This is a genomic window from Vibrio sp. 10N.261.51.F11 (assembly GCF_041471665.1).
GTDB lineage: Bacteria > Pseudomonadota > Gammaproteobacteria > Enterobacterales > Vibrionaceae > Vibrio > Vibrio crassostreae_C.
The window spans coordinates 1-25,156 of the sequence record NZ_JBFROW010000003.1 but is presented as its reverse complement, the minus strand read 5'-3'; the positions used below and the strand labels follow the sequence as shown (position 1 = coordinate 25,156).

26 protein-coding genes and 2 pseudogenes are annotated in these 25,156 nt (G+C 43.6%); 19 read left to right on the top strand and 9 right to left on the bottom strand.

The genetic code is table 11. From position 1 onward, the window contains the following. Positions 1 to 69: 69 nt before the first annotated feature. On the bottom strand, positions 70 to 1,956 hold the full coding sequence (locus AB4351_RS00580; RefSeq protein WP_081228642.1) for a methyl-accepting chemotaxis protein: 1,887 nt from the start codon (positions 1,954 to 1,956) through the stop codon (positions 70 to 72). A gap of 343 nt (positions 1,957 to 2,299) precedes the next feature. Continuing rightward, positions 2,300 to 3,016, bottom strand: a complete 717-nt coding sequence (locus tag AB4351_RS00575; protein ID WP_136982815.1) for a DUF1826 domain-containing protein — start codon at positions 3,014 to 3,016, stop codon at positions 2,300 to 2,302. A 276-nt stretch (positions 3,017 to 3,292) separates the two neighbouring features. Here AB4351_RS00575 and AB4351_RS00570 point away from each other — a divergent pair, with 276 nt between their 5' ends. The 6 genes from AB4351_RS00570 to AB4351_RS00545 all read left to right on the top strand — a co-directional run bounded on the left by AB4351_RS00570 (position 3,293) and on the right by AB4351_RS00545 (position 8,887). Next, positions 3,293 to 3,865: a YceI family protein gene (locus tag AB4351_RS00570; RefSeq protein ID WP_372074007.1), complete on the top strand. Its 573-nt coding sequence runs from the start codon at positions 3,293 to 3,295 to the stop codon at positions 3,863 to 3,865. Between the two features lie 321 nt (positions 3,866 to 4,186). Next, positions 4,187 to 4,882 (top strand): VC0807 family protein, encoded by a 696-nt coding sequence (locus AB4351_RS00565; RefSeq protein WP_017059114.1) that lies wholly within the window; start codon positions 4,187 to 4,189, stop codon positions 4,880 to 4,882. 356 nt (positions 4,883 to 5,238) lie between these two features. Next, positions 5,239 to 5,514: an HU family DNA-binding protein gene (locus AB4351_RS00560; protein WP_017059113.1), complete on the top strand. Its 276-nt coding sequence runs from the start codon at positions 5,239 to 5,241 to the stop codon at positions 5,512 to 5,514. A gap of 34 nt (positions 5,515 to 5,548) precedes the next feature. Then, positions 5,549 to 5,692: a hypothetical protein gene (locus AB4351_RS00555; protein ID WP_017059112.1), complete on the top strand. Its 144-nt coding sequence runs from the start codon at positions 5,549 to 5,551 to the stop codon at positions 5,690 to 5,692. A 320-nt stretch (positions 5,693 to 6,012) separates the two neighbouring features. Continuing rightward, entirely contained in the window at positions 6,013 to 6,915 is a 903-nt protein-coding gene (locus AB4351_RS00550; protein ID WP_372074110.1) for a VirK/YbjX family protein, read from the top strand. Positions 6,916 to 7,183: 268 nt separating this feature from the next. Beyond that, complete coding sequence (locus AB4351_RS00545) at positions 7,184 to 8,887, top strand: FAD-dependent oxidoreductase (RefSeq protein ID WP_017067877.1); 1,704 nt, start codon at positions 7,184 to 7,186, stop codon at positions 8,885 to 8,887. Positions 8,888 to 9,032: 145 nt separating this feature from the next. On the opposite strand, the gene AB4351_RS00540 is transcribed toward AB4351_RS00545, so the two are convergent. The 3 genes from AB4351_RS00540 to pnuC all read right to left on the bottom strand — a co-directional run bounded on the left by AB4351_RS00540 (position 9,033) and on the right by pnuC (position 11,310). Further along, the gene (locus AB4351_RS00540; protein ID WP_017072032.1) at positions 9,033 to 9,713 is read right to left on the bottom strand and encodes a Crp/Fnr family transcriptional regulator; all 681 of its coding nucleotides are present in this window, start codon (positions 9,711 to 9,713) and stop codon (positions 9,033 to 9,035) included. A 125-nt stretch (positions 9,714 to 9,838) separates the two neighbouring features. After that, on the bottom strand, positions 9,839 to 10,567 hold the full coding sequence (locus tag AB4351_RS00535; RefSeq protein WP_102320060.1) for a nucleoside phosphorylase: 729 nt from the start codon (positions 10,565 to 10,567) through the stop codon (positions 9,839 to 9,841). Positions 10,568 to 10,575: 8 nt separating this feature from the next. After that, a complete protein-coding gene (pnuC, locus tag AB4351_RS00530) occupies positions 10,576 to 11,310 on the bottom strand; it encodes a nicotinamide riboside transporter PnuC (protein WP_017069647.1) in 735 nt (244 codons plus the stop codon). Between the two features lie 364 nt (positions 11,311 to 11,674). On the opposite strand from pnuC, the gene AB4351_RS00525 reads away from it, so the two are divergent. Beyond that, a complete protein-coding gene (locus AB4351_RS00525; protein ID WP_017059106.1) occupies positions 11,675 to 11,878 on the top strand; it encodes a hypothetical protein in 204 nt (67 codons plus the stop codon). Positions 11,879 to 11,920: 42 nt separating this feature from the next. Here the strand turns inward: AB4351_RS00525 and AB4351_RS00520 are convergent. Further along, positions 11,921 to 12,049 (bottom strand): annotated as a pseudogene (locus tag AB4351_RS00520) (ABC transporter substrate-binding protein); the annotation flags it as partial. A gap of 34 nt (positions 12,050 to 12,083) precedes the next feature. Next, positions 12,084 to 12,533: a PaaI family thioesterase gene (locus AB4351_RS00515; RefSeq protein WP_017065470.1), complete on the bottom strand. Its 450-nt coding sequence runs from the start codon at positions 12,531 to 12,533 to the stop codon at positions 12,084 to 12,086. Positions 12,534 to 12,567: 34 nt separating this feature from the next. Between AB4351_RS00515 and AB4351_RS00510 the strand changes: the two genes are divergently transcribed. Beyond that, on the top strand, positions 12,568 to 12,846 hold the full coding sequence (locus AB4351_RS00510; RefSeq protein WP_029235478.1) for a DUF134 domain-containing protein: 279 nt from the start codon (positions 12,568 to 12,570) through the stop codon (positions 12,844 to 12,846). 63 nt (positions 12,847 to 12,909) lie between these two features. Here AB4351_RS00510 and nqrM read toward each other — a convergent pair whose 3' ends face one another. Both nqrM and AB4351_RS00500 read right to left on the bottom strand, forming a co-directional pair. Beyond that, the gene (nqrM, locus tag AB4351_RS00505) at positions 12,910 to 13,107 is read right to left on the bottom strand and encodes a (Na+)-NQR maturation NqrM (RefSeq protein ID WP_017059103.1); all 198 of its coding nucleotides are present in this window, start codon (positions 13,105 to 13,107) and stop codon (positions 12,910 to 12,912) included. Beyond that, positions 13,104 to 13,550, bottom strand: coding sequence for a NifB/NifX family molybdenum-iron cluster-binding protein (locus tag AB4351_RS00500; RefSeq protein WP_017059102.1), 447 nt, complete (start codon positions 13,548 to 13,550; stop codon positions 13,104 to 13,106). The genes nqrM and AB4351_RS00500 overlap by 4 nt, the downstream gene beginning before the upstream one ends. A 475-nt stretch (positions 13,551 to 14,025) precedes the next feature. Here AB4351_RS00500 and AB4351_RS00495 point away from each other — a divergent pair, with 475 nt between their 5' ends. The 11 genes and pseudogenes from AB4351_RS00495 (at position 14,026) to AB4351_RS00445 (ending at position 24,999) form a co-directional block, all read left to right on the top strand. Beyond that, on the top strand, positions 14,026 to 14,748 hold the full coding sequence (locus AB4351_RS00495; protein WP_372124749.1) for a DUF1007 family protein: 723 nt from the start codon (positions 14,026 to 14,028) through the stop codon (positions 14,746 to 14,748). 94 nt (positions 14,749 to 14,842) lie between these two features. Next, a complete protein-coding gene (locus AB4351_RS00490; protein WP_372124747.1) occupies positions 14,843 to 15,940 on the top strand; it encodes a nickel/cobalt transporter in 1,098 nt (365 codons plus the stop codon). A 594-nt stretch (positions 15,941 to 16,534) separates the two neighbouring features. Further along, positions 16,535 to 17,008 carry a hypothetical protein gene (locus AB4351_RS00485; protein ID WP_372124745.1) on the top strand — a complete coding sequence of 158 codons (474 nt, stop codon included), beginning with the start codon at positions 16,535 to 16,537 and terminating at the stop codon, positions 17,006 to 17,008. A gap of 30 nt (positions 17,009 to 17,038) precedes the next feature. Next, positions 17,039 to 17,947 (top strand): esterase/lipase family protein, encoded by a 909-nt coding sequence (locus AB4351_RS00480; protein ID WP_372124743.1) that lies wholly within the window; start codon positions 17,039 to 17,041, stop codon positions 17,945 to 17,947. Between the two features lie 12 nt (positions 17,948 to 17,959). Continuing rightward, on the top strand, positions 17,960 to 19,954 hold the full coding sequence (locus AB4351_RS00475) for a choice-of-anchor X domain-containing protein (RefSeq protein WP_017059098.1): 1,995 nt from the start codon (positions 17,960 to 17,962) through the stop codon (positions 19,952 to 19,954). A gap of 467 nt (positions 19,955 to 20,421) precedes the next feature. Further along, a complete protein-coding gene (locus AB4351_RS00470) occupies positions 20,422 to 20,916 on the top strand; it encodes a YcxB family protein (protein ID WP_017059097.1) in 495 nt (164 codons plus the stop codon). Between the two features lie 79 nt (positions 20,917 to 20,995). Then, positions 20,996 to 21,721 carry a metallophosphoesterase gene (locus tag AB4351_RS00465; RefSeq protein WP_029235480.1) on the top strand — a complete coding sequence of 242 codons (726 nt, stop codon included), beginning with the start codon at positions 20,996 to 20,998 and terminating at the stop codon, positions 21,719 to 21,721. 63 nt (positions 21,722 to 21,784) lie between these two features. After that, positions 21,785 to 21,964 (top strand): hypothetical protein, encoded by a 180-nt coding sequence (locus AB4351_RS00460; RefSeq protein WP_017059095.1) that lies wholly within the window; start codon positions 21,785 to 21,787, stop codon positions 21,962 to 21,964. Between the two features lie 200 nt (positions 21,965 to 22,164). Further along, complete coding sequence (locus AB4351_RS00455) at positions 22,165 to 23,073, top strand: LysR family transcriptional regulator (protein ID WP_102333226.1); 909 nt, start codon at positions 22,165 to 22,167, stop codon at positions 23,071 to 23,073. Positions 23,074 to 23,201: 128 nt separating this feature from the next. Next, positions 23,202 to 24,372, top strand: a pseudogene (locus AB4351_RS00450) (MFS transporter). A gap of 249 nt (positions 24,373 to 24,621) precedes the next feature. Continuing rightward, positions 24,622 to 24,999 (top strand): hypothetical protein, encoded by a 378-nt coding sequence (locus AB4351_RS00445; RefSeq protein ID WP_240798951.1) that lies wholly within the window; start codon positions 24,622 to 24,624, stop codon positions 24,997 to 24,999. Positions 25,000 to 25,156: the final 157 nt, after the last annotated feature.

Sequence of the window (25,156 nt, the reverse complement as noted above, 5' to 3'; positions counted from 1 at the left end):
CGTAATCTACGTCGCTTTGGCTTATTGCTTAACGTACACTCACTGATCAGGCATCAGTGAGCGAACCAGTTAAGCAAGCTTAAAAGTCGCCACTTTGTCACTTAAGCCAGCGGCTTGGCTCTTAAGTTCGTTCGACTCAGTTAAGCTGTCCTGTGCGCCCACAACTAAGTGGTCGGTAACATCTTTAATGGTCGTCACGTTCTGGGTAATTTCACCCGTCACATGTGTTTGCTCTTCAGCAGCCGTCGCGATTTGAGTCGCCATATCGCTGATCAAAGCAACTGCAGTATTGATCTCTTCAAGCGCATGCGAAGCTCGATCGGCATCTTCTACTGAATGTATTGCCAACTTAGAACTGCTCTCCATCAGCTCAACCGCTTGCGCCGTTGTACGCTGCAGGATATCAATTGTTGATTTGATCTCTTCCGTTGAAGAGTGAGTGCGCTGCGAAAGCACACGTACTTCATCAGCAACCACAGCAAAGCCACGACCTTGTTCGCCAGCACGAGCCGCTTCAATCGCAGCATTCAAAGCAAGTAAGTTGGTTTGCTCTGCAATGCCTTGAATCGTTGCGAGTACAGTCGAGATCTCTTGAGCATGCTTGTTAAGTTCGCTAATCACACTACCCGCTTCATTAACTTCATTGGCTAGGTTATTGATTGAACCTTTGGTATCCACAACCAGAGCGTGACCACTGTTAGTGCTTGTCGCTGAATCTTGCGCCGCTTTTGCTGTTTGCTCGGCATGCGATGCTATCTCTTGCGTGGCGCTCGCCATTTCAGTTACGGCCGTCGCGACCATAGTGATTTCTTGCTGCTGATGATTAAGCTCATCCACCGAACGGTTCGCACGCTGAGCACTTTGCTCTGACTGGCTGTTTAGCTGTTCTGACTGCCCACGGATATGGCCAATCAACTGCTGTAAGCTTCCAACAAAGGTATTGAAGTTATGAGCCAACTCGCCCACTTCATCTTGGTTTTCAACATGAATGCGTTGAGTTAAATCACCACTACCATTCGCGATTTGCGCCAGTGCTTGAGAAACGTGGTTCAACGGGCGGAATAGAATCGTACACAACAGGTTAAACAGTATGGTACATACGATCACCACAAGTAGCGTCACCAACACTTGACCAATCACTGCATCAAATAGTGGCGCAACCAGAGAGTCATGGTTAACAACGCTCACAGTAATCAGGCTCGTTCCATCAATCGCACGTGCGTACAGAACATAGTCGCTGCCATTCAACTCGATAGAAGTGTCTTTACCGCTAGTCAGCGCCTTTTGTACGTCCGCAAAATCTAACCCAAGTGAGCTGATATTTTTGTTCAGTAACTTGGTGTCAGGGTGCGTATAAACCGTGCCTTTATTGGTCGCGATGAACATGTAACCTTCACCCGGAAGAATCACTTGCTCTAGGCTATTAAGAATGTCGGTAATTTCAACATCCGCGCCTAACACAACCTGTTGACCATGTAATTGCATGGCAGTACCCAGCGACACAACATTCGCCCCAGTTGCAGCTGCAACCGTTGGATTATCCATGAACACCTTACTAGGGTTTGCTACCGCGTTGGTGTACCAACCCCATAGACGTGGGTCATCATTGCCGGGCGGCAATACCACTCCGTTTGCGTTCTTTTGCGAACCGTCTGGAAACGCCAAGAAGACATTATCAAAAGAGGCTGAATCACGAACCTGTTTTAGGTGAGTCACCAAGCTTTCTTGTTTGGATTCTTTCGAAAGAGAAGTAAGCGCACGCTCTTTGGATAAGATCCAATCCGATACATATTGATTGTAAGAAGCCGATGCGCCTTCTAAACGCTGTTCAACTTCTGTATCCAACCTTTGCAATGAAGCACGAAAAGACAATGCCTCGACCAAGATCCCCCCCAGGATAATGGCCATACTGGCTGAAATCGCCAGTTTATTTTTAAGCGAGAGTTTCTTGAACATAGGAAACCTATAATGTGGAAGTAAAAAACCGTGGCGAACAAATTGGTTGCCAAAGAGGTTTGCAAGCGGGATATATTTTACGCTTTAAAATAAATTAAGAAACCGATGAGGAACTGAAATATTGATATATGTGAGTAAGTGCACGCATCGTAACCCATTGATTTAGAGAATGGTAAACTCTAAATTTTGAATTAATGTGCTAAACATGGTCAGCTGATGAGTGTCTCTGTTTGAGAATAATAACGGCACAGATCGCGCCATGCCGTTAGCTCATTAGGAAGGTATTTAAATGAGTTGAACGTCTGAATAGAAACAGGTTGCGAACTAAATAGTCAAAAGTTGATCAACCAAAGTCCAACGTTAACAGCAATCGTGTTTCGTCAGATGAAGTGACTGGTGAACGGTGAACAAGGCCTCTATTCTCATTGCCACTCCAACGCTCCCCTTTTAATAACGCAACATCACCACTGGCCATTTTCTGGATGTCAGATTCGTCGTTGTACAGGCCTGAAACAGAATCAGGCTTTCCGTTAGCCCCTAGCCCTAGCTTAGAACGGTCGACTAAGTCGTTTGGCAACCATTGAGTCGCAACACCATGATAAGTTGTCACCAAGCGGCAAGGCACTTGATCAAAATGGAAACGTGGGCACATCGCTTTATTCAGAACGGCTAAACGCAACCCGACTTCTTCAAGCTCAAACAAACAACAGAACATATCCACCAGCTCTGCCATGTTTTCTAATAGCGCTTTAGAGGCGGTGCCATCGGTAGCAAATTCCAACTTATCGAAAGCATTATCAGGTGACACGCTAACAGACTTACTAAAGTTTGGATTCAAGGCGATAAATTCACTAATTGCCGTCGTTAAGCCTTCATCAAACTGTCGCTGCCATACCGCTATATTAATATCACTTTGGTAGATATCCGCTAATACCGTTGGCTGCTCAGAAGCACTCAAGCTTGGCTTGTGATTTGCCTTATCCTGAATACTCACAGCTGAACTAATGTTGAGTGGCTGGCTGCTATTGGTAGCCAAAGGCTTGGTTAACACGGCATTCATTACGTCGTCTCCTTGATACATGCTCATCGCTTCCCTTTTACCAACAGAATAATTATTCTTGGCAAGAGTGATTTTGGTTATGTTATAACATAACCAAAAATAAACAAGTCACTTCGTCGATCATGATTCCAGTAATACAGCGACGCTCTTCTTTTCCTGCGGTAATTTTTCGAATGCTGAACTAAGCTTCTCTCAATCACTCTTTCCAAAAAGTCATTTTAAAAACGTACGACTCAAGAACGTAAACCTGTGAATTCATCAATCTGGTGACAACTTATGAAAAAACTAATCTCTACATTCGGCCTCCTATGCACCGTTATCTCCGCTCAATCTTTCGCGGAGTCGGGCTACACATTAGATCCGAAGTTATCGAACATCACATTCGCGACCATTAAAAAGCAGTTTGTTGTCGAGCCCGCATCCATCAAACCTATGTCTGGAGGGCTTACCGAAGAGGGTCAGTTTTCAATAGTATTGGACTTGAAAAGCGTGAGCACCGGAGTCGCTATTCGTGACCAGAGACTGAATGAACTCTACTTTGAATCGATGACTTTTCCTGAAGTGAAGATCTCTGGGAAGGTTGAACCGTCGATGCTATCTGGTGATCCAAAAAGAACAACAGTAGCAGCGGAAGTTACTTTACACGGCGTAACCAAAACGATCGACTTCCCAGTTGTGGTGGTTCCATCCTCAGGGTTTGTCATGGTTAGCTCAGCTTCGACAATCATCGTCAACGGCGCTGATTTTGGGATATCGACAGAGAATCTAAACAAACTTTCAGCGACCGTGGGTGAATTAGCGATTTCCGACCAAATCCCTTTAAGCTTTAACCTACTTTTCGACCAATAATGGACTTATAACTATTCCTTTCTATTCTCCCTCATTTCACATTCATCAATCGTTTGAGAGCGGTGAATGTGAGTAAGAGTACGCGACAACGCAATAAACTGAATTAGGTTTGAATAAACTAAACCAAAATTTCCACTCGATTTCCCCAAGTCGGCCAGATAAACATCCCTCACAAAGTATTAAATTGAGCGTTATATAGGCTCAGAGATGTCGTTGATGTCACATGTCGTTACACAGCATGACGCCTTAAGGCTTTACATCTTGGACGAGGTAAACAACAATCCCTGAGAACAAATCCATAACATAATGTATTTAGAAATTATGAGTAACACAGAAAACAAAAAATCGAGTCCTCTTTTCGAAGTCGTGTTTAACGTCTTTCTTCCTTCATTCATTTTAATGAAGTTCAGTGGAGATGAGCATCTCGGAACAGGCTTAGCTTTGCTTGTTGCCCTTGCCTTCCCTATTGCTTATGGTGGCATGGAGTTAATCCGCAATAAGAAGTTCAACTTCATCGCTGCGCTCGGCTTTGTAAGCGTGCTATTGACGGGCGGTATTGGTTTCTTTGAGCTAGACACTCGTTGGTTAGCACTAAAAGAAGCATTAATCCCTGGTCTAATTGGTTTGGCGGTTCTTGGCTCAACCTTCACCCGCTACCCGTTTATCCAGAAAGTTATCTTCACACCGGCCCTGTTAAATATCTCTCTTATTGAAGAGCGCCTAAAGCAGTTCGGTAACCAAGCAAAGTTTGATCGTTGTCTAATGACATCCAACTACCTATTCGCGAGTACTTTCGCATTTTCTTCAGCTATGAACTACTTCCTAGCGACTTGGATTGTGACTAGCCCTGCTGGCACCGCTGCCTTTAATGAAGAACTTGGCAAGCTGACACTTTACAGCTACCCAGCAATCGCCATCCCAAGCATGCTGATGATGTTAGGTATTTTCTACTACATTTGGCGTCAAGTTCGCACGATGACATCACTAGAAACAGAACAAATTTTTATTACTAAATAGTTCTGAATTAACAAATCGCTCTGACAGCACAACATGAAGCCCAGCAATTAAGCTGGGCTTCTTTGTTTTTACTCTTTCGTTATCAACGTGATAGATGACAGCTTCGATTTGGATTATGAATCGAACGGGCAACCCTAATGCTCTTTTCTCAAGTAAATTTGGGCAACATGTCTATAAACCAATAATAATCAATGAATTGCATTGATTGAACCGACAGATGCTTTTATAGTCAATTCTGTTGGTTACTTTACAAAGCTCTACCCGCTCACTGACATTATTTCAATTGCTGTTGATAAGATCGCATAAGCTAGGTGCTAAAGGTAGACGCCAGCCGTACTCAATAAGGAATATAGATTATGAACAAATCTCAATTAGTTGAACACATCGCGACTTCTGCAGACATCTCAAAAGACCAAGCAGGCACAGCACTAAATGCGCTAGTTGAAGGTATCTCTACTTCGCTTGCGAACGGTGATGACGTATCGATCCTTGGATTTGGTAGCTTTAAAGTTAACTCTCGAGCTGCTCGCACTGGTCGTAACCCGCGAACCGGAGAAGAGATTCAGATTGCCGCATCAAAGACGCCAGCATTTAAAGCGGGCAAGGCACTAAAAGAGACGTGCAACCTGTAACACAAAAAACACAAAAAACACAAGGAAGATTACGATGACGACTAAGGAAAAAGCGAAAACGAGCCGAAGCAAAAAAGCAGGCAAGTCGACTAAAGCGCAAGCCGAAACGCCTAAGACTCGTCAACGCATTGAAGAGCTTCTCGAAGAGCGTGAACTGGCTAAACTGTTAGAACTTTAGTTTATATAAGAACTAAAGTTTAGGTTTAAGCAAGGTGATAGTTTGTTATCGTTCTAATGCCACTGCAGATTTGTAGTGGCATTTTTGATTTAGGAGCAAGCGCCTCTAATAAATAACATTGATACCCCTCCCCACTAAAGCGACAAACACATCTGTCCAAAATCTGAACGCTAAGTAACTGATTGAGTTACATAGCTATACATATCCATACTTACCCAAATCACCTTTTTCACTATCATCATTTTCTTGTTATTGGTGAGATTATTGGAAGGGTTCATGACACGACTATGTTCGAGCAATCCTTCTTCTTTGAGGTGATTATGAATGTCGTTCGCATGGGGATTGAAGCAAATACCCATAAAAATAAGGGTAAGTACAAAGCGATAGTTAAGTTTACTATTCGAGCCCTGTTTTATTATTCAGCTACTCGAAAAATGAGTAATAGTTTCAACTCTGAAGAGAGAAAGTTATTATTTATCAAGCAACCCAACTTCCTTTCTAAATTTGTGACTCCCTACTTATGTACTGGCTTTAGCAATAAAGAAAAGATCGATATCTTATCCAAACACTACGACTGGTTTGAAAACACCTTCGCAACAGAAGCTAGACACCAAATCTATAACGAAAGGCTCAATCTTTTAAAACTTGAGATAGATGACAACGTTTATCTGGTTAATCTCAGCTTCGAAAGAAACGCGAGAAAAGAAGGTGAACTGACAATTTCATTGACCAACTCTCAACTCGAAAAAATGTATACCATTTCGTTTACTGTTTTCGACAACAACATCTACATCGGCGGTATACAGGGTGGCGCCAATGACAATGGATTTAGCCGCACATTCACCAAAGCTTTTTACGGTTTAAGACCTAAATCCTTCATGGTAGAAACACTACGACTGCTCGCTATTAACTTGGGTATCGACAATATCTATGCGGTAAAAGAGTCTGGTCATGTCTCGAACTCATTACGCTACGGTAAGAAAAACAAAGACATCAGCCTTAAATACGACAGTCTGTGGGAAGAGCACGATGGACAGGTGCATGATAACTATTTCTATCGTCTCCCGACAAACCCGAACAGGAAAGATCTTGAAGCTCTAAAACGTCAAAAGCGTAAGTTGTATCGCGAGCGTTATGCCTGGCTAGATCTGTATGAACAAGATCTGAAGAACGTAATCAGTCAGCACATCCGTGATCCTGTTCATTATGCTCATGACAGTTAATTTGGCTAACCTGTACTCGACTCGCTAACGCGTATTACCTTTACTAGCGTGCTTTAGTCTAATCACAGCCCTTGGACCAAACGCTCAATCCCGAGGTGATAGCTTCAAAATAAATATTAGACAATGCTAATTTACATCTTTATAGTATCTAGGTATTTCGAAAACTACTCAATCGCCGGCGACCAGCCAGTACTGATCATTAAGAAGATACAAGCTCTATGCTCGGCAATTTGTATAGTTAAACTTAGAGACAGTAATAGGTAAACGTATGACTAAAATTGTAATCATCGGTGGCGTAGCTGGAGGTGCTTCAGCTGCTGCACGCGCTCGTCGTCTTAGTGAAGAAGCCGAAATCATAATGTTTGAACGAGGACCATTCGTCTCTTTTGCCAACTGTGGATTGCCATACCACATAGGTGGCGATATCGAGGATAGAAGCAAGCTTCTGTTACAAACACCTGAAAGCTTCTTAGCTCGCTTCAACGTTGACGCACGAGTGATGAACGAAGTTACCTCTATTGATCGCACCAATAAAACCGTTACAGTCAAAAATCTTGTTGATGGTAATCACTACAGCGAGAGTTACGACTTCTTATTACTCAGCCCTGGAGCCGGTGCCGTCGTTCCTCCCATCTCAGGAATCGATAACCCCCTCACCCATTCACTACGCAATATTCCAGATATGGATCGCATCATCGAAACAATCCAAATGAATAAACCTGAGCACGCGACAGTTGTTGGCGGTGGCTTTATCGGCTTGGAAATGATGGAAGCGTTTCATCAGCTTGGGATCAAGACTTCGTTGATTGAGATGGCTGACCAAGTAATGACGCCAGTAGACCGGGAAATGGCCGGCTTTGCCCATGCGGAGATTCGTGACAAAGGCATCGACCTAAAACTCGGCGTCGCGCTTGAGTCTGTGAAATATATACCTAACGAACACATCGCAAGTTTTGATTCAGGCGAGAGCGAGAAGCACCAACACATAGAGGGTGAATTAGAATTAACACTTAATAATGGCGAGTCATTAACTACTGATATCTTAATCATGGCTATCGGTGTGCGTCCTGAGACTAAGTTAGCAAAAGAAGCAGGACTTCAAATTGGCGAACTAGGTGGTATCTACACCAATGAAATGATGCAGACTAGCGATCCTAGCATCTACGCTGTGGGTGATGTGGTCGAAGAAAAAGACTTTGTCACAGGTGCACAAACTCTAGTTCCGCTTGCTGGCCCTGCTAACCGTCAAGGTCGTATGGCTGCCGACAACATGCTCGGACGCAATGAAATCTATCAAGGTACACAGGGCACAGCTATCTGTAAGATTTTTGACCTAGCCGTTGCCTCAACAGGGAAAAACGAAAAACAGTTGAAGCGTGAAGGCGTCGACTATGAAAAAGTCTATGTGCATACCGCAAGCCACGCTAGCTACTATCCTGGCGCTGAGATTGTCTCGTTCAAGATGTTATTCGCCCCTAAGACAGGGAAAATACTAGGTGCGCAAGCCGTCGGTAAAGATGGCGTAGATAAACGCATTGATGTTATGGCAGTAGCTCAACGTGCAGGTATGACCGTTGATCAGCTTCAACACCTTGAATTAACCTATGCACCACCTTACGGGAGTGCCAAGGACGTGATTAACCAAGCCGCATTTGTTGCCAACAATATTATTAAAGGTGACGCGACACCTATTCATTTCGATGAGATTGCAACATTAAGCGACAACCAACTCCTACTCGATGTTCGTAACCCTAGCGAACTAGAAAATGGTGGCTTTATTGAAGGCGCAATCAACATTCCTGTCGACCAACTGCGTGATCGAATGAGTGAGCTCCCAGCAGACAAAGAGATTGTAATCTACTGCCAAGTCGGGTTACGTGGTAACGTGGCTTATCGCCAACTCGTCAACAACGGCTTTAAAGCACGCAACTTAATCGGTGGTTATAGAACACTCATGTATGCAAAAGCTTAAGGATTAATACTTAGTCGCCGGTAATGGTGCGCGGACACTTACGGGCTAGTTGCTGAGAGAAAGTCGCTCATAAATAGATGCGAGTAGTTAATAGTAAACATTGAAAAACCGAGCTTGGCATTTAAGTAAGTGCCAAGCTCTTTTATTATTCGTAGGAGTCAATAAAAGCTTGCAGTGCTCGCTGATCGACAATTTCTAACCCTTGATCTCCTTTTCTGATGAAACCCTTGTCTAATAGGTCTTTAACCGCTCTTCGATACACTCTGCTCGATGTGCCAAAACGTTCCGCTTCTTGATTCACTTTATCGAAACCGCCTAACACAGTATTTGTCTGACTTTGAACCAATAAGTCGTAGGCAATGTTGTAGGTAATTGAGTGTAAAAGACGATTAGTGTAAATGCCCATAGAGTCTTGATAATCTTCCGCTAATGCAGAGGCGAAAAAGAACATCATCTCCGGATTTTCATGTAGCGCTTCTGATAGTTTCTGGATACAAATAACATCAACTTGCATGTGTTCATCAGCCACTACGTTCCACTGACAAGGGGTCTGCGTGAAAAACTCCATCTCACCGAAGATATGATAATCACAATTCACTTCGCCCAATTGAAAGCGTCGCCCATTAGCCGCCGAAATACTCATAGAGACTCTTCCAGCGGGCACTACATAAAGATACTGAAGCTGCTCACCTTGACGTAGGATTTCATCATTTTGATTGAAGTAACGAGAGTTAACTTGGTGTTGGTAGATGAGATCTCTAAATTCAGAGCTTTTTTGTTCTAAGTAGTTTTTAAAGCGTCCGCTTGAGTATGGTGCAATCTTCATACTTACTCTCTCATTGCATTACTGCTGTCTATATTCAAACGATTGTAACCACTTAAACCACAGGAGAGAACCCAATAAAAAAGCGACGGTCTCCCATCGCTTTCGTCTTGCATTTATTCAGGCTCTTATTGAGTAATTAATGCTTCCAGTGCCGCTAATGACGCTAGCCGCTCTCCTTGCATCATTACCTCTGCCTCATCGACATATTGCCCAACGCCCTCCTTTACATCTTGTTCGTACAAGACAACATTGTTCAAGATAGAAGCGACATTAAGCCCTCTCAAGCGTCCCACGGTAAACAGCGCGGATGTTTCCATGTCTGCACCTAAAATGCCTTTGCCATTCCAGTACTGACAAAGCGCCTTCTCGTCATCGGTATAAAAACTGTCGTGTGAGCGTACCGTGCCCAAATAGTAAGGTGTTGTTTGCTGCTGCAAGAACTTGTCTAGCTCTTTAAGCAGAGAGAAGCTTGCATAGGCGGGATACGACGGCTTAACGTAAGCGGTAGAACCACCCTCATCGCGAACCGCGCCCTCTGCAATAATTAGCTCACCAAGCCCGATATGTGACTGCATCGCACCTGCAGACCCTACTCTGATGATATGAGTCACACCACAAAACTTAAGCTCTTCTACCGCAATGATCATTGAAGGTGCACCAATGCCCGTGCTGCAAACCGATATCGCTTTACCTTGATATTGACCAGTGAAGATTCGATATTCACGGTTTTCAGAGACCAGTTCAGCATGTTCAAGCAAGTTAGCGATTCGATTCGCTCTATCTGGCTCACCACAAACAATAACTAACGGAGCAATTTGCGTTTCATCAACGCAGATATGAGGTTGCTTTGCCATCTTCACTCCTAAGAAGCCGTTGCTTGAGTTAACGATTTATCACTGTTTCGTTTAGCTGTGCGTGCCCACTCACGAGTACCGTTTGCCGCAATAAACATTAAGATTGCGTATTGAACAGACATTGCGTACACACCCTGCGTCGCATAAATACCAACGCTGATAATGTTAATCACAATCCACAGTATCCAGTTTTCAACATACTTACGTGTCATAAGAACTTGAGCAACAATAGATAGAATGGTCATCGTGGCATCCCAGAATGGGAACGCATCCGGTTCAAGCACTGGCTCCGCTAAATCCGCACCAAATAGATTCAGGCTATCTACCGCGATGTTTGCTAGCGCAAAAAAGAATGGGTCGATGTACATAGTTAACAAAGCAATAGAAATCGCACACGCTACGGCCGTTGCTACTAGTTTATTTTGGCTCAACCAACGAACTTCTAGCGTTTCACCTTGCTCATTAGGACGTGTCCATGCGTACCAACCGTAAATGTTGGCGCAAAAGAAAAAGAGTTGTAGAAGTAACAGTCCGTATAACTGAATTTGGAAAAAGATAACCGCGAATAAGGTGACATTCAGCAATCCGAACAGGTAGTTAATGGTTTTTTCTTGGCTTGCAAACCAAATACACAACAAACCAAACACGGTGCCGAATGCTTCAATCCAGCTCATTGCGTAGCCATCCCCTATTGGGATATTGACTAAAGTATTGTTGATATCAAGTAGAGCGAATAGGTCCATAGATGTGTCCTTTATTATTTGTTTTAGTGGCACCTATTTTATTGCGCCTCTCCAAATAAAAAGGAGGACATTTGTCCCCCCTAGAATGCATGCGATCATAAATCAGAATATTAAATCCGGAAAATCAATTTCACGGGAAGATGTCATAGCCCTCCCACAGTCTCGAACTCGAAACTCCAGCACCAGAACAGCCTCCTTCCAAAAACGGAATTTTAACTTACTGGCTAAACGCCGATATCGCGTTGACGGTTACGTTTGAGAAGCGCATGATTTTATTTCGAGCAGAATCGTTGTCTGGCGTGTTAACCGTGTAATCGCCCCAAAACTCGTTCTGTGCAACGTACTCAATTGAATGGCAGGTCACATGAATAAAGTAATTATGTTAGTAATGGGGCTGCTTTTTACCAGTCGATTGTTTGCCAGTATTGTTCCTCATGTTGGTCAACTTGAGCATGATGCGCCTATTCTCCTTCGCTCGGCATTGATTGTAGGGGTTGCGGCTTACGCGGTTTGGAGTGCATTTAAATACTTCAAAAAGATCAAGGCCTCAGATTCAGATCAACTGTAACGGCGAAAGTCCAAAAGCTTTTGAATAAGCCTCTAATTTCGATTACTGATCTGCGAAATAATCGACCAAGATTTTACGCCACTTTCGTGACTCACGAATCTTCGACAGAGCGCGGTTAATCTCTTCTTCGTACACGTTATTTTCAGTGATTATGAAACCGTAGTTGGACTTTTATAACTGATAAAACAACACCGCTATACCAAGCTTAAGTTTGATAGCTAGAAACTGACATAAACTGACTTTGTGCCGACGAACATAACTTTCCGCACTGAGTAATTTGGCTTTCTAGGAAGTAGATATTACGTCTACTTTTCACCCACTGGGCACGAACTTCCAGTTCTTGACCAATCAAAATCGGATGATGAAAACGAGAGGTTAAACTCACCGTCATCGCCTTGATATCATTCTGAAATAGACAATGCAACATCGCGCTGTCATGCAGTGTAGTGACAATGCCACCTTGCATGATGCCATCGTAGCCCTCAGCTTTATCTGTTGGTACAATCTTGGCTCTGGTTTTATATTTAGCTACTGCCTCATGCTTAGTTAAAGTGTCATGCTCGCCAATAGCTTCAAAACAAATGGCGCTGTCGTTGAAAAAACCTTGGCTGCACACTTGGCAACGCCGATGATTGTGTGGAATGAAAACCTTCATACTTACCTTTACCCATAGATTGCTAGAGATTGATATGGCTCGACCAAAAAAACATCGCCAGTTGTGTACCCGTACGGCTTACTCTTGTTTTAAGCCCAATGGTGTTCCTATGGACGAGCTTCATAAAGAAGAATTGCTATTGGAAGAGCTCGAAGCCTTGCGCTTGGCTGATCAAGAAGGCCTGAGCCAGCTTGAAGCCGCTGAACAAATGCAGGTGTCTCGCCAAACGTTCGGCAACATTATCAAGCGTGCACGAGCTAAAGTCGCCAAGTGCATCGTCAATGGTCACGCGTTGGTGATTCAAAGTAGTTAATTAACGTGTTAACCAGAAGTTATTTAACTCAGTGAGCGAGAACTCTGATGCTTACTTCGATACTTAGCTTGATGGCTCAGTAATCTGATACAGCTTTTTGCTTTGCCCTTCACACACATCCTTGCAATTGCATTCACGCTCAATATCTAACTGCGCCAATCCTCCACAGCTGCCTTTGATTGGCTTGCGCGAAAAAATCACGCCTATCGCCATCAATGTAACGACTCCGACAAACCCCAATAGCGTCAACAAAAAGGTCATTGTCGGAACCCTCGAATAGCACCTAGCTGATTAGGCTGTACCATTAGAATCGAAGCTTGTTTTTTGTGCCCGTTTTCGCCGCACGTTTTATTGCCACACCCACTATTTCTCGGCTCGCGACCATAATCGAGATCGGTCACTTCCCGTAGATTGTCGAAATCCAAAGCCCCGATTTCTGCCTTACCTGTCGATGCCAAGACTCGAATATCGTTATTGAACAAGTGCGCTAGCATCTTCTTACCAATATAACGAACCACCACAGATTTCACATCGTAAGAACGGAGAACCGAAATCCATTGCTTCTTTTTATTGCAAGAGGTGTCGGAGTCAATCAAAGGAACAATCTGTTTTATCTGTCGTTGTTCATCGACAATCGCGATCTGTGGGGAACGAGCAAAGTGGTTGCCAACATGAAGGTCGCGACAAGGTACTGCGTATAACATAGTAACTTCCTGTTATTGATGATCAAGAGTTCAGCATACGTCCCATTATCGGCATATGCCAATAACTATCATGTGAAAAATAAGATTTACTGGATCGATAACTAAGATCACAAGCACCCAAACTTACCGTCATCTTCAGCCTATCTCAGTTACCTTTCAAATAACCATATATACTAGGGGGTAGTATTTTTACTGGGGGTATTTTTTGCGTTGTTAATGCCTGTTATCAAGAGCCAAGCTCAAACCCATTACAAAAAGGCCTCGCACAACCGAGAGCTTAATCGACTATTCAACGTCACACACTAGTCTGAATAATGTCGAATTAGGGACCAATCAAAGATGTTTATAGGAAAAATAGGTTGGATTGAAAATCAAGAATTGCAGTCGGCTTCAATGTAAACAAGCTTATAATTTGAAGTGAACAACGCATCGAGTTGTTATAATATAACATCACACTAAATTACCATCATTTCTCATGAAACAGCCATTTATTCTAATCGATGTCATCAATCGCCTCTTCACACGCTATGTAAGCCGTTTCTCGACATGCTTTCGCTCTCTCAAGGGCTTGACTGTTGGCCTAGCATTATTGTGTTTTGCGCCAAATCTATATGCCCACCCTCACTCTTGGATAGAGATGAAAACTCATATTGAGGGAGAGAATGGCATGATCACCGGTCTCTCTATGGAGTGGTCTTTTGATGCAATGACCTCGATGTACATGTTGGATGGAGAAGACGTCTCTGCCGATACAGAAACTGAAACATTCAAAAAGCTCGCTGCGTCTGTAATCGAAAACATGATGTACGAGCACTACTTCACGTACTTTTATGATGGTGAAGAGCCCATCAAATATCAGGTGGTTGAGAACGCAAAGTTTGAGCGTGATAAAGCCAAGATGGTTCTAACATTTGACCTACCACTTTCTAAACCTAAGCCTGTGACACGAAACTCGCTTCGCGTATTGATTTTTGACCCTAGTTACTTTGTCGACATGTCGTGGCTATCCAACAGCGACGTGACATTGTCACATGAACTAGCAAGACAATGCCATTTAGAATTAATCGAGCCTAACCCGACGCCAGAGCAAATGAGTTATGCAATGTCTTTACCTGTCGATGCAGATCCAGATAACACGCTAGGCCAACTGTTTACACAATCGGTTGAGCTTCATTGTGCGGCGGTTCCCGCTTCTTAGTCGCAGTGATTCGTTTCAGCCTTTAAGTCAGCGTCTAGCTGATTAAGCATGGCAACTAATTAACAGAAAGATTTCAGATATAGGTTCTTGTTAAATGAAGAAAAATCAATCCAAAATCAATCACTACCTCATTGGTGCCGGCGCGTTCGTGCTTATTGCTATTGGTGCGTATCAACTGTGGTCCATGTGGCCATCGTTAGTTATCTCTAGCATTCAATGGCAAAGAGAAGTCAATTCAGAACTTGCAGACCTGCTCTATGAAGCTAAATCCAACCCTTGGGGCGCAGGCAGTTACCTTATCGGGTTCAGCTTTATCTATGGCATGCTTCATTCTTTGGGGCCTGGGCACGGCAAAGTTATCGTGTCGACTTACTTAGCGACTCACCCAACCAAAGCCAAGGCGAGTTTAGTGCTTACGGTCGTCTCCGCTTTTTTACAAGCATTGGTCGCAATCTTACTAGTAAGCGTGTTGCTGTGGGGCTTTAGTGCTTCCATGCGAGTAGTGAATGACAAAGCGAATATGTTTGTTTCATTAAGCTTTGCCTTAGTCGCGGTCGTCGGCGCACTTATATGTTGGAAGGCTTTGAAAAACATCTACACCGCTATGCGTAAGCCTAAGCTGAAAGTGAAAGCCATCACTACACTCGCAACAGACACAGCTGCGACAATTTCAGCGCGTTCGCCAATGGCACTTCGTTCATCAATATCAGCCCCTTCTCCGATAATCGACGCTACTAGCACAATGCAAGCCGCAGCTAACACTCATGCAGATCATTCTCATGCCGACTGTGGGTGCGGCCACCAGCATGTAGCTGATGCAGACGCAATCAACAAAGCCTCAACGCTCCGAGAATATGCTGGAATTATAGTGACGATTGGCGTAAGACCGTGCACCGGAGCCATCATGGTACTGCTTTTCGCAAACATGGTTGGCCTATATTGGATGGGTGTTGTCAGTGCTTTTTCCATGGCGATTGGTACTGCTTTCACAACCTCGACGATTGCTATAATGACACTAACAGGCAAGAACTTGGTAAAACGCTATTTGGCTGCAGGTAGCAAGAGTAACAGTGCGACACTGAAAGCCGCAGGTCATTATTTACAACTCTTTGGTGGGGTTTTGCTTGTCTTAATTGGCTTGTTGCTAATGAGTGGACAAGACAGCGGTATGTCGCCTGTTTTCACTATGTAGCGAACGATGTAATAACAAACCTCAGTTTATTGCGACCTTTACCATTTTTACTAAAAAACACTAGCCCTTATCTCTCAAATCTGAATTAACAGCCACATAATTTCTACTAACCTAACTTTGCACAGCCAGTTAGGTTAGTAGTCAGCCATTCAGAACAGCGCGCTCTATGTAGTTCTGTAACAAATCTACATCCAACTTTGATTTTCCTATTCTTAGCTACTCTTTCATAAACTAACTTAGATTGTTCTAACAATATTAGAGCACTATCCCCCTCCTTTTGAAAATAAGGACATAACTTCCGCAATCCAGAAACTACGATCGCACTCTTCCTATTTTGAAAAAAAATAGAGCAGCAGTTTTATCAATTGAGTAACAAGCCGAAATTATACCCAATAAATTTCACATCAAACTCCAAGCCTTTACCTTACAACTACAGATAGAGCTTTCTTCAACCAAATTCTTGGATAACCTATACTCAAAGGTAAACAAATGAAACTATACATTCCGAGCGCCACGCTCAGTGTTTTGTTACTTTCTCCGAGTTTCGCGAGTGCCGAAGATATACCTGATTCACACGAATTGCGTAATTTTTCGATGCGCTCACAAAGCTCTGGGATAGCCCCACCGCAAGAAGAACTCGGCGTTTATGTTGTGAATTCGGGTCCTGGTCTGGATACCGGTTGTACCTATGCTTCTGGCGGACCTCTACTTATCTCTTTACCTGTTCCTATGGTTGTCAGCCCCAACGTTTTACAAAGTGACGGGAGAATTGCCCCAAGTAAACTGGGCGATATGCAGCAAAAAGGCGTTCTCGGTTCTAACGCAAGGATTAGCATGCCGGTCTTCGACATAGACTCCAATGCCAACGTCAGTAATATTGCTCCAGAAATAGATGTCGTATCTTTTAACGGAAAGTCTTTAGGTACGCTGCAAGGCTCTGATAACCGCTGGACGGATACTAACCTTCAAGTCGATATCAGTGATATCAAGTTCGGCCAAAACAATGAGATTCGCGTCGATATTGATACTGGCAATACGGGAGACAACTGGTGTATGTCTGTCGATTGAGTCTCAATCGAGTTTGATGTTGCCATTCCTGTGATTCTTGCTCATGGCATTGCGGCACAATCAGACACTTGGGATGATGATACGGCTCCAGGCGTGCTTTCTACACTTGATGACTATGGCATTCGTTATACTCGTTTCTCTGCTGACAAAAATGGAACCACAGCGACTAACGCTAATATCTTGAACAACAAAATTCAGGGTTTTCTCGATGAGTTGAAATCCGACAAAGTTCACGTCATTGCACACAGTAAAGGCGGGCTAGATACCCAAAACCTCAAAGCACTTAGCCCTTCCTTTGAGATAACCTCCCTTTCTACTTTCTCCACACCTCACCTTGGTAGCGTCGCAGCAGATTTGTCGGTGATAAAAATGGACCACTACGCCGATATCTACAGTAACGTCAGTACCGATCCAAATAATTACGCTGGCAAGTACATGCAACTCCCAAATATTCCGTTTGCGGGTCCTAAAATGCCTGGTATCCGTGATCTAACAACGGATACAGCATCAAACGCGATCCAAATGCGTACTCGCGGCAATATTGCAAATACATTTTCTATTGGGGCAAATGCCGATCTCAACCAAGACGGTGTTATTGAGAAAGATCCTGATATCGTTGGCCTATTCCCGTGGGGATCGCGTTGGGCAGGCGTTACCGCTTGGCAGGCGCTAAGAAGCTTTAGTTCTGCGGCCTACCTCGATACTCAAACTCAATCGGTCACAATGCCAAGTGTGCATGGACCACAAGCTCATCCAATCACCATAGTCAGTTACCAAGCCATTCAAACAGTACCGCAAGAAAATGATGTTGTTGTGACCTTGGCAAGCGCTAACCCAAGTTATACCAATGCATTGGGTAACGTATTGGCTAACCACTCAACAATGAAAACGGGACAAAACGTTGAACGTTTTCTACAACAAATTATTTCAATGCGCTAAGGAGTGGCCACAATGAAATTCATCAAGCAATTAGTGATGGTGTTCAGTCTTTTCTGTACCTTCATCACACCGGCTATCGCCAGTAATGCAATACCCGTTGGGATGAGTACAAGCACGACACTATCTCAACCAGTGACTAGTAACGATAACGAAGTCACAATGCTATTTACCATCGACAAAGCGGAAGCCCTAAAAGCAGAAATCATCGTGCCGTTGGATGATGCAACCGTATATTTAGTCAAGCCTAACGGGCAAGTCGCAACATCATCCAATGATGTGCAAGCGAACATACTTTCAGGTGACACACAAAGTCCGCCGCTACCGGGCAGCTATCTATTTTTGCCTGAAGTAACTAACCCTGAACCTGGCGAATGGAAGATCGTCGTTGATTTTCCAAACCCAAGTTACAACACAGTAATTATTGCTCAGGTTGCGATCCAATCCCCTATTGCGTTTGGCATGGCGATAGCTGCAAACCAATTTGTGGTCGGTGAACCAGTTCCCGTTTCTGCATTACTGACAAACAAAGGGAATCCAATCACAGGTGCCCAAACCAGCGCAGTGATCATTGATGAAGCTGGAATAAAAACACGCCTGACGCTTAAAGATGAGGGTGTCAATTTCGATGCTATTGCTAAAGATGGTGTCTACAGCAATATTTTCGTTCCACCCGCTGAAGGGGATTATCTAATTGAAGGCATAACGTCTTTTGAAGAATATGGAACAACTATCACTCGCCAGACAAGTAAAAAAATCCACGTACTACCCTCTGACATTGAATTTGTCAGCCTCTCACTCGCTCCACTGTTTTCCTCTGAAGGCTGTGTTATTGCCTTAGAGCAGCGCTTGGAACTTGATGTTAAATCCGCGGGGGATTTTGCCATTCATGGTTACCTCACCGATGGAATTGACGAGCTGAACACAAGCAAACGTCTGCAACTCAAACCTGCGAAGCAAATCGTCACTCTACAGTACTCAACTGAAGATATTTTTGGCGCGTTTGATTCAGCGTCTACTTTGACCTCCAACCCGACGATCATCTACGCAATCACTCAAGATGACATACGAATTTCAGCCCCTCGAATTCAGTTTGAAGAATTTATTGATTTAGCATCTTTTGAGCGTTGCCGCGAACCGATTGAAGTCACGGGGAGTTTAGTCACCACACCGACTATGTCGCAAGATGGAACCTACATTGATTCGCTGAGTTTTGAGTTTCCTATCCATGTTACGCGCAGTGGAACTTACACAGGTTCGGTAAATATCGTTGGTGCAGCCGGAGAGTATTTAGAGCTAGTGAGTTTCCAAGAACCGCTTGAGGCTGGCGAAAACACCATCAAGTTTACCGTTCCTGGTGACACGTTTAAGCAAGCCGATGGTCCTTATGAACTGAACGCACTGCTAATCTACAGTGGCGTTGACTCCTATCGACAAGGCGTTCTCGGTCAAACTCCACCATACCAAGCCTCTGATTTCAGTCCGCCAGTGAATGTGACCCTCCCCTCTAACCTATTCGGTTTGGAAAGAGAAAACTGGCAAGCAACCCCGGCAACACATGTCACGCAACATCGTGTCGGTGGTTACTTAAGAGCGGGGGCTTCAATCCCATACGACTACGAAACACTAGCGAGTTTTGACTTAAGTGAGGTTCGAGGGAAAATTAAACAGGCAACGCTTATTGTTGATTTCGGAGATTCAACTCTTCAATTTCCATTCAACAATGTAACTGCGCATATCGTTAATCAAACTTGGTCTCCAAACACACTGGATTACGACACGTTCTGTGAGTCTTTTACAATATGTGCAGCATGGAGTAATCCACTCACTACATTCAACAACGTAGAAGCCGGTCAAACGCTTAGGTTTACCAACTCTAAACTATTAGAAGCATTAAATGAGAAGAGAGTGTCTGGGTTGAACAAACTAGATATTGCTCTTACCTCTTCTCCCTATGAAAGAAGTTTCTTCATTAACGTTAAGCAGGTGTCATTATTCATCGAGTACTGATCCTAAAACTGAAATAGAATAAGGCCATGCCCAAGGTATCGCTTTGGGCATGGCCTCTCAGAATGAACAGTGATGAACTTTGCAAGCTTCATATGTTTATTCTGTTAGAGCAGACTATGCCAGCCCCTCAACAGTAGTGATAAAGCACGCTAATCACTATAGACTCCATCAACCAACAAAATGAGATCGAAGTTTTATCCAAAAAGGCCAGTAGTCCCAACAACCGGGTGACTCCACAGATCTATCCATCCCATCACCAAATTTTTAGGTGACTTTAAAGATGCCCCTACACTAGTCTGATAGCTAAAGTTAGAATAGACCCGTTAAGTATCATCGATTTACAAAACAGAGCCAAAATATCTAAATAAAAACAGTGAGAAGCGATACAATAATCAAGTTGCAAAATTGCAGCGTGGGACACCTGCCCACTGACAGCCCATTCACAGAGAACCATAAAGTAGCCTCACATGTCTAAAGAACCCGGTTTCACTACAGAATACAAACTCGACAAGACGTTTTTCGCGGAGTGTTATGATCAAACTAGCCTTCCGACTCAATTTCCAAAAGCCTACTTAAAAGGAATACTGTTTCTTATTTTTGGTGTGGTTCTACTGGAATTTGAACTATTACCTAACGGCTATGTTGGCTGGTTCTTTATTGTTTTGAGTGTGATTGAAGCATTCAGTGTGTACTGCAAAAGAACCTGGTGGTTATGGCGACAAAAAATCAGCTCAGGCGCAGGCAGCAAAATTGTCTTTCAAGGTGACGCTAACGGAGTAAGTTACAAAAACCACAAAGCGACCAACACCATCGCGTGGAGTGACATCGACCAACTTGAGCAGACCGATCTTGGTTTTATCCTGCATATCGGTAAACAGCGCCAATATGTGAGTAAATCTTGTTTAAACGATGAAGCTATTGCCTTCATGATTGAACACCACGCCGCATCAAAAGCGAAATAACACCAATAAATGCCTGCTGATTTAGCAGGCATTTTTCTATCACTTTTAATTCTACGTATCGAATTACCGGACAATAACAATGAATACCGTGTACCAAATCAGTGATTGCCACCTTTCCGATGAATCCAGCTATGAGAACCTGCGCAGAGCACTGGAATACGTCAACAAAGACACGGCATGCAAGACCATCTTTCTGACTGGTGATATTTGTTGTAACCCAAAGTCTGGCGACTACGTTCGATTAGAGGCATTCATTAGGCAACACATTAGCGACCAATCCATTTACGTGATTGCGGGTAATCATGATGACTCTCGCTTAATGCGCACAGAGCTAAAAGGCTCGACGATTTATGTCACCGACAAAGCCACCATCGGTGAACGAGAGTTTGTGTTCCTAGACTCAAGCTTCAAGCCGCTAGACAGCCGCCACCCACTTGGTTCAGGGCGTATTGATAACCGCGGCATGGCTCAGCTAAAACAACAATTGAGAAAGGCCAATGATCCTATCGTGGTTGTTCACCACCCTGTCATTCCAGTCGGTGCAGATTGGATGAAAGCGATCCGCCTAGAGAACGATACTGATGTGATGAAAGTGCTTCGAAAATATCGCGTTCGTGACGTGTTCTGCGGTCATGGCCATGATGAAATAACAGCGACACAGCAAGGCATAACTCAATATATGGCCCCGTCGACAGCCTATGGCTTTGACCACTCGATCAATGAATACAATCGCAGCGAGAAGATAGGATTAAGTCGAATCTCGTTCTGTACTGATTCCATCAACTACCAAGCTGTCTATTTTTGAACCCTATCTTACTGTCTTAAACCTCATAGATTAGCTTTCAAATAAACCAAACTATATAGAGCTATGCCAATAGAAGAGGCTTGCGGCGATTCAATTTATCAATCTGTGATTGAAGCCCACAACCCAACTTCCACAACGGGTCAACGTTCAGTAGAAGAAATTACCTGGTTAGCACTGATGACTGTAAAACAAATGCACGATTTAGTTCGGCGCAATCTCGAAAACGAAGAGCTCGAAAACTAAAAGTTTGAAAAAGAATTATCTAGAAAACAGAAAGCTTGAAAGCTGAATACGTAGGATTATCGCCCCACTCTCACAAGTGACCAGAGCCTTGCAAACGTTATTACCCTAAGGTTTGCTAGCAAGGTCTTTGTGATTGATAATAAAAGCAATATAGGCGCAAGTTAGCGCTTTTTTATCACCTAGGTTTATATTGAGGCTATATGGAAATCAAAGTACTAAAAAGCTTTGTGGCTGTCGCGACACATTGCAGTTTTTCAAAAGCTGCAAAAGAGTTAAATACCGTTCAACCTGCCATTAGCCGCCATATCACAAGCCTTGAACACGAACTTGGAGTGAGCCTATTTTTCCGTACATCTCGCGAAGTCGTCATTAGCGCCGCAGGGCAGCACTTACTTAAAGATGCGATTAGACTCATCGAACAAACGGAACAAGCAAAACAGTCCGCGATTCGAGCTTCTTCTGGTTGTATTGGTACTTTAACTATTGGTTATCTTGGAGGCGCAACTCTGAGCTTTTTGCCTCGTTTAGTTCGACAGTATATTGCTGAAAACCCCAATATTGATGTTGATCTTGTTGAGATGACGGCTTCTGAACAGATCGAAGCTCTGGACAAACGAGAGATCGATATTAGCTTCTCTCGCCCACTGCCGAACCTGCTTGTTGATGATTACACCTCGGTGACGATTTATACAGATAAGCTTGTTGCTGTTTTGCCCGTCACCCACGAGTTGGCTAAATACTCCACCATTCAAATGAAACAACTGCAGCAAGACCCTTTCATCTTATTTGAACGTGAACAAGCGGTAGGATTATTTGACTCCATCATTACTCAATGTGACCTATCTGGATTCTCTCCAAATATAAAAAAACAACCCAACAACATGCAAACCGTGTTAACCCAAGTCTCTTCTGGCTTAGGTGTATCTATCGCACCGCATGCAATTCGTGATTTACGCAGTGAGGGATGTGTATTTGTTAATCTTGAATCTGTGGACGTACAAATGCCATTAGTGATGACACACCATTCGCATACTCTATCCCCTACAGCCAGTGTCTTTGTTGCTGTCGTACAGAGTGAAATTGAGGCGATTCAACAAAACATGGCTTAGAAAGTTATCTATACCATATTCGTATAGAATTTAAATCAAATGGTTATTTTTGTTATTCAATCGCTAACCTTAGACTTAGCTCATCGAAATCATTCATTAAAACGATGAACCAAAGTTAAGGTGTCACCATGTCAAAATTGACTACAGAAGTGTTGAGCACAGGACGTTTATTACTGATGTCGAGCGCAGTCTCGGCAACTGCTGCAAACCTTTATTATAACCAACCCATCTTACCTAAGATCGGCGCAGAGCTAGGGTTAACAAGCGAACAGCTAGGCGCAGTGCCAGCTGCCGGTCAGATTGGTTATGCCGTGGCATTGCTATTCTTATCGCCCTTAGGAGACACGTTACCCCGCAGACGCCTAATAGCGATCTTGTCTGTCATGTTGGTGTTGTCATCTTTTGTCGCGTTTACTGCATCTAGCTTAGTGGCTCTGGTTGTTGCGTGTTTTGCGATTGGTTTGAGTGCCAACATCACTCAGCAGCTGATTCCATTTGCAGCGTCACTAAGTACTCCAGAAACGAAAGGAAAAGTCATTGGCACATTAATGACAGGCCTAACTGTGGGCATCTTGCTTTCGCGTACACTCAGTGGGTTCATCGGTGAGCAGTTTGGGTGGCGCGCGGTATTTATGATGTCAGCAATTATTGCGATGGTCTTTGGTGTGTTGCTGTATGCCTTTTTACCGACGAACACGCCGACAACGAAAATACCTTACCTTAAACTGGTTGCGAGCATGGCCACGTTAATCAAGCAGCATGCGACACTGCGTACTTCCGCTTTAACTGGCGCGCTTTGGTTTGCTTCGTTCAATGCGCTGTGGGCGACGTTAGCTCTGCATGTCAGTGAATCTCCGTTTAACTACAATGCACAACAGGCAGGAATGTTTGGTGTTATTGCTCTTGCTGGAGTCATTGGAGCAAAAGTTTCAGGGTCACTGGTGAGCAAGTTTGGCTCTCGAAACATGATCAGTATGGCGTTAGTTATTATTACTGCTGGTTTTATTATATCGGGGGCTTTTCGCTGACACATTGGCTGGATTGATCGTCGGTATCATTCTCATCGACCTTGGGGTATTTAGCGCTCAAGTATCGAACCAAGTACGCGTATTCTCAATTGACCCACAAGCTCAAAGTCGTATCAACGGAATCTATATGCTTGGCTACTATCTCGGTGGTGCGTTTGGTTCATTTGTGGGAATTCAGGTATTTGAACGTGCGGGTTGGATTGGTGTTGTGGGCTTTAGTATTGCAGTCGTGATATTGAGTTTTATCGTTAACCGTTCAAATAAGCAATAAGTCACCTCGTCTTAATTCTTGAACTTACCAATATGCACAACGGATATTCACTCTGTAATTGATAGCAAATTACCACCCAGTGATTTGCTATCGTTCTAGATCTAATAAGGCAGTAGTAACTCTACTCTCTCAAGTTTTGAATATCATGATTCTCAAACAAGCTTTCCCGCCTAGAGCGCTGTTATGCCTTTGCGAGATGATCTTGGTCTATTCTTATCATTTAGACGACTGAGTTCCGAGGCTTTGAGTATGAATAAACTGTTTTTAATCTTATTGGTTTTTCTTTTGTCCGGATGCGGAACAAGTGATAGTGCTTTGATTGAGAGTGGTCACAACACCTCTTACATACAAGGTTTTCATGACGGTAGGCATAGCGGCATGCAAGAAAGCGGCAATAGCTTCGAAAACTACATAAAAGATGGAAAGCGTTTTGAATCAGACAGTGACTACAAGCAAGGCTGGATCGCGGGTGAGTCTGAGGGGAAAAAGCTACAAGCAGAAGCAACAGCGATCGGTAAAGGTGCCGCTGCTAGTTATCCTCAAAAATCGACAACGACGGATTTAGATGAAGTAGCAAAAGACACCTTAAAAGGCGTCGATACATCGGGCTTAGAGAATTTAAAATAAAGGTATAACAAAGCTAAGGTTAGGCTCCTGAATAGCTCGCACCTTGCCCTACGCTTACAAATGCACCTGAGCAAAAATTGATCTGCATCAGTATGTAGTTTAATAATGATTAACTACTAAACATTCATAATACAAATGGCTTTGTTGCGTAATTCAA

Bases quoted from the DNA above. Each gene is read 5' to 3' on its own strand.
- AB4351_RS00580 (WP_081228642.1), bottom strand. From the start codon at position 1,956: ATGTTCAAGAAACTCTCGCTTAAAAATAAACTGGCGATTTCAGCCAGT.
- AB4351_RS00575 (WP_136982815.1), bottom strand. From the start codon at position 3,016: ATGAATGCCGTGTTAACCAAGCCTTTGGCTACCAATAGCAGCCAGCCA.
- AB4351_RS00570 (WP_372074007.1), top strand. From the start codon at position 3,293: ATGAAAAAACTAATCTCTACATTCGGCCTCCTATGCACCGTTATCTCC.
- AB4351_RS00565 (WP_017059114.1), top strand. From the start codon at position 4,187: ATGAGTAACACAGAAAACAAAAAATCGAGTCCTCTTTTCGAAGTCGTG.
- AB4351_RS00560 (WP_017059113.1), top strand. From the start codon at position 5,239: ATGAACAAATCTCAATTAGTTGAACACATCGCGACTTCTGCAGACATC.
- AB4351_RS00555 (WP_017059112.1), top strand. From the start codon at position 5,549: ATGACGACTAAGGAAAAAGCGAAAACGAGCCGAAGCAAAAAAGCAGGC.
- AB4351_RS00550 (WP_372074110.1), top strand. From the start codon at position 6,013: ATGAATGTCGTTCGCATGGGGATTGAAGCAAATACCCATAAAAATAAG.
- AB4351_RS00545 (WP_017067877.1), top strand. From the start codon at position 7,184: ATGACTAAAATTGTAATCATCGGTGGCGTAGCTGGAGGTGCTTCAGCT.
- AB4351_RS00540 (WP_017072032.1), bottom strand. From the start codon at position 9,713: ATGAAGATTGCACCATACTCAAGCGGACGCTTTAAAAACTACTTAGAA.
- AB4351_RS00535 (WP_102320060.1), bottom strand. From the start codon at position 10,567: ATGGCAAAGCAACCTCATATCTGCGTTGATGAAACGCAAATTGCTCCG.
- pnuC (WP_017069647.1), bottom strand. From the start codon at position 11,310: ATGGACCTATTCGCTCTACTTGATATCAACAATACTTTAGTCAATATC.
- AB4351_RS00525 (WP_017059106.1), top strand. From the start codon at position 11,675: ATGAATAAAGTAATTATGTTAGTAATGGGGCTGCTTTTTACCAGTCGA.
- AB4351_RS00515 (WP_017065470.1), bottom strand. From the start codon at position 12,533: ATGAAGGTTTTCATTCCACACAATCATCGGCGTTGCCAAGTGTGCAGC.
- AB4351_RS00510 (WP_029235478.1), top strand. From the start codon at position 12,568: ATGGCTCGACCAAAAAAACATCGCCAGTTGTGTACCCGTACGGCTTAC.
- nqrM (WP_017059103.1), bottom strand. From the start codon at position 13,107: ATGACCTTTTTGTTGACGCTATTGGGGTTTGTCGGAGTCGTTACATTG.
- AB4351_RS00500 (WP_017059102.1), bottom strand. From the start codon at position 13,550: ATGTTATACGCAGTACCTTGTCGCGACCTTCATGTTGGCAACCACTTT.
- AB4351_RS00495 (WP_372124749.1), top strand. From the start codon at position 14,026: ATGAAACAGCCATTTATTCTAATCGATGTCATCAATCGCCTCTTCACA.
- AB4351_RS00490 (WP_372124747.1), top strand. From the start codon at position 14,843: ATGAAGAAAAATCAATCCAAAATCAATCACTACCTCATTGGTGCCGGC.
- AB4351_RS00485 (WP_372124745.1), top strand. From the start codon at position 16,535: ATGCGCTCACAAAGCTCTGGGATAGCCCCACCGCAAGAAGAACTCGGC.
- AB4351_RS00475 (WP_017059098.1), top strand. From the start codon at position 17,960: ATGAAATTCATCAAGCAATTAGTGATGGTGTTCAGTCTTTTCTGTACC.
- AB4351_RS00470 (WP_017059097.1), top strand. From the start codon at position 20,422: ATGTCTAAAGAACCCGGTTTCACTACAGAATACAAACTCGACAAGACG.
- AB4351_RS00465 (WP_029235480.1), top strand. From the start codon at position 20,996: ATGAATACCGTGTACCAAATCAGTGATTGCCACCTTTCCGATGAATCC.
- AB4351_RS00460 (WP_017059095.1), top strand. From the start codon at position 21,785: ATGCCAATAGAAGAGGCTTGCGGCGATTCAATTTATCAATCTGTGATT.
- AB4351_RS00455 (WP_102333226.1), top strand. From the start codon at position 22,165: ATGGAAATCAAAGTACTAAAAAGCTTTGTGGCTGTCGCGACACATTGC.
- AB4351_RS00445 (WP_240798951.1), top strand. From the start codon at position 24,622: ATGAATAAACTGTTTTTAATCTTATTGGTTTTTCTTTTGTCCGGATGC.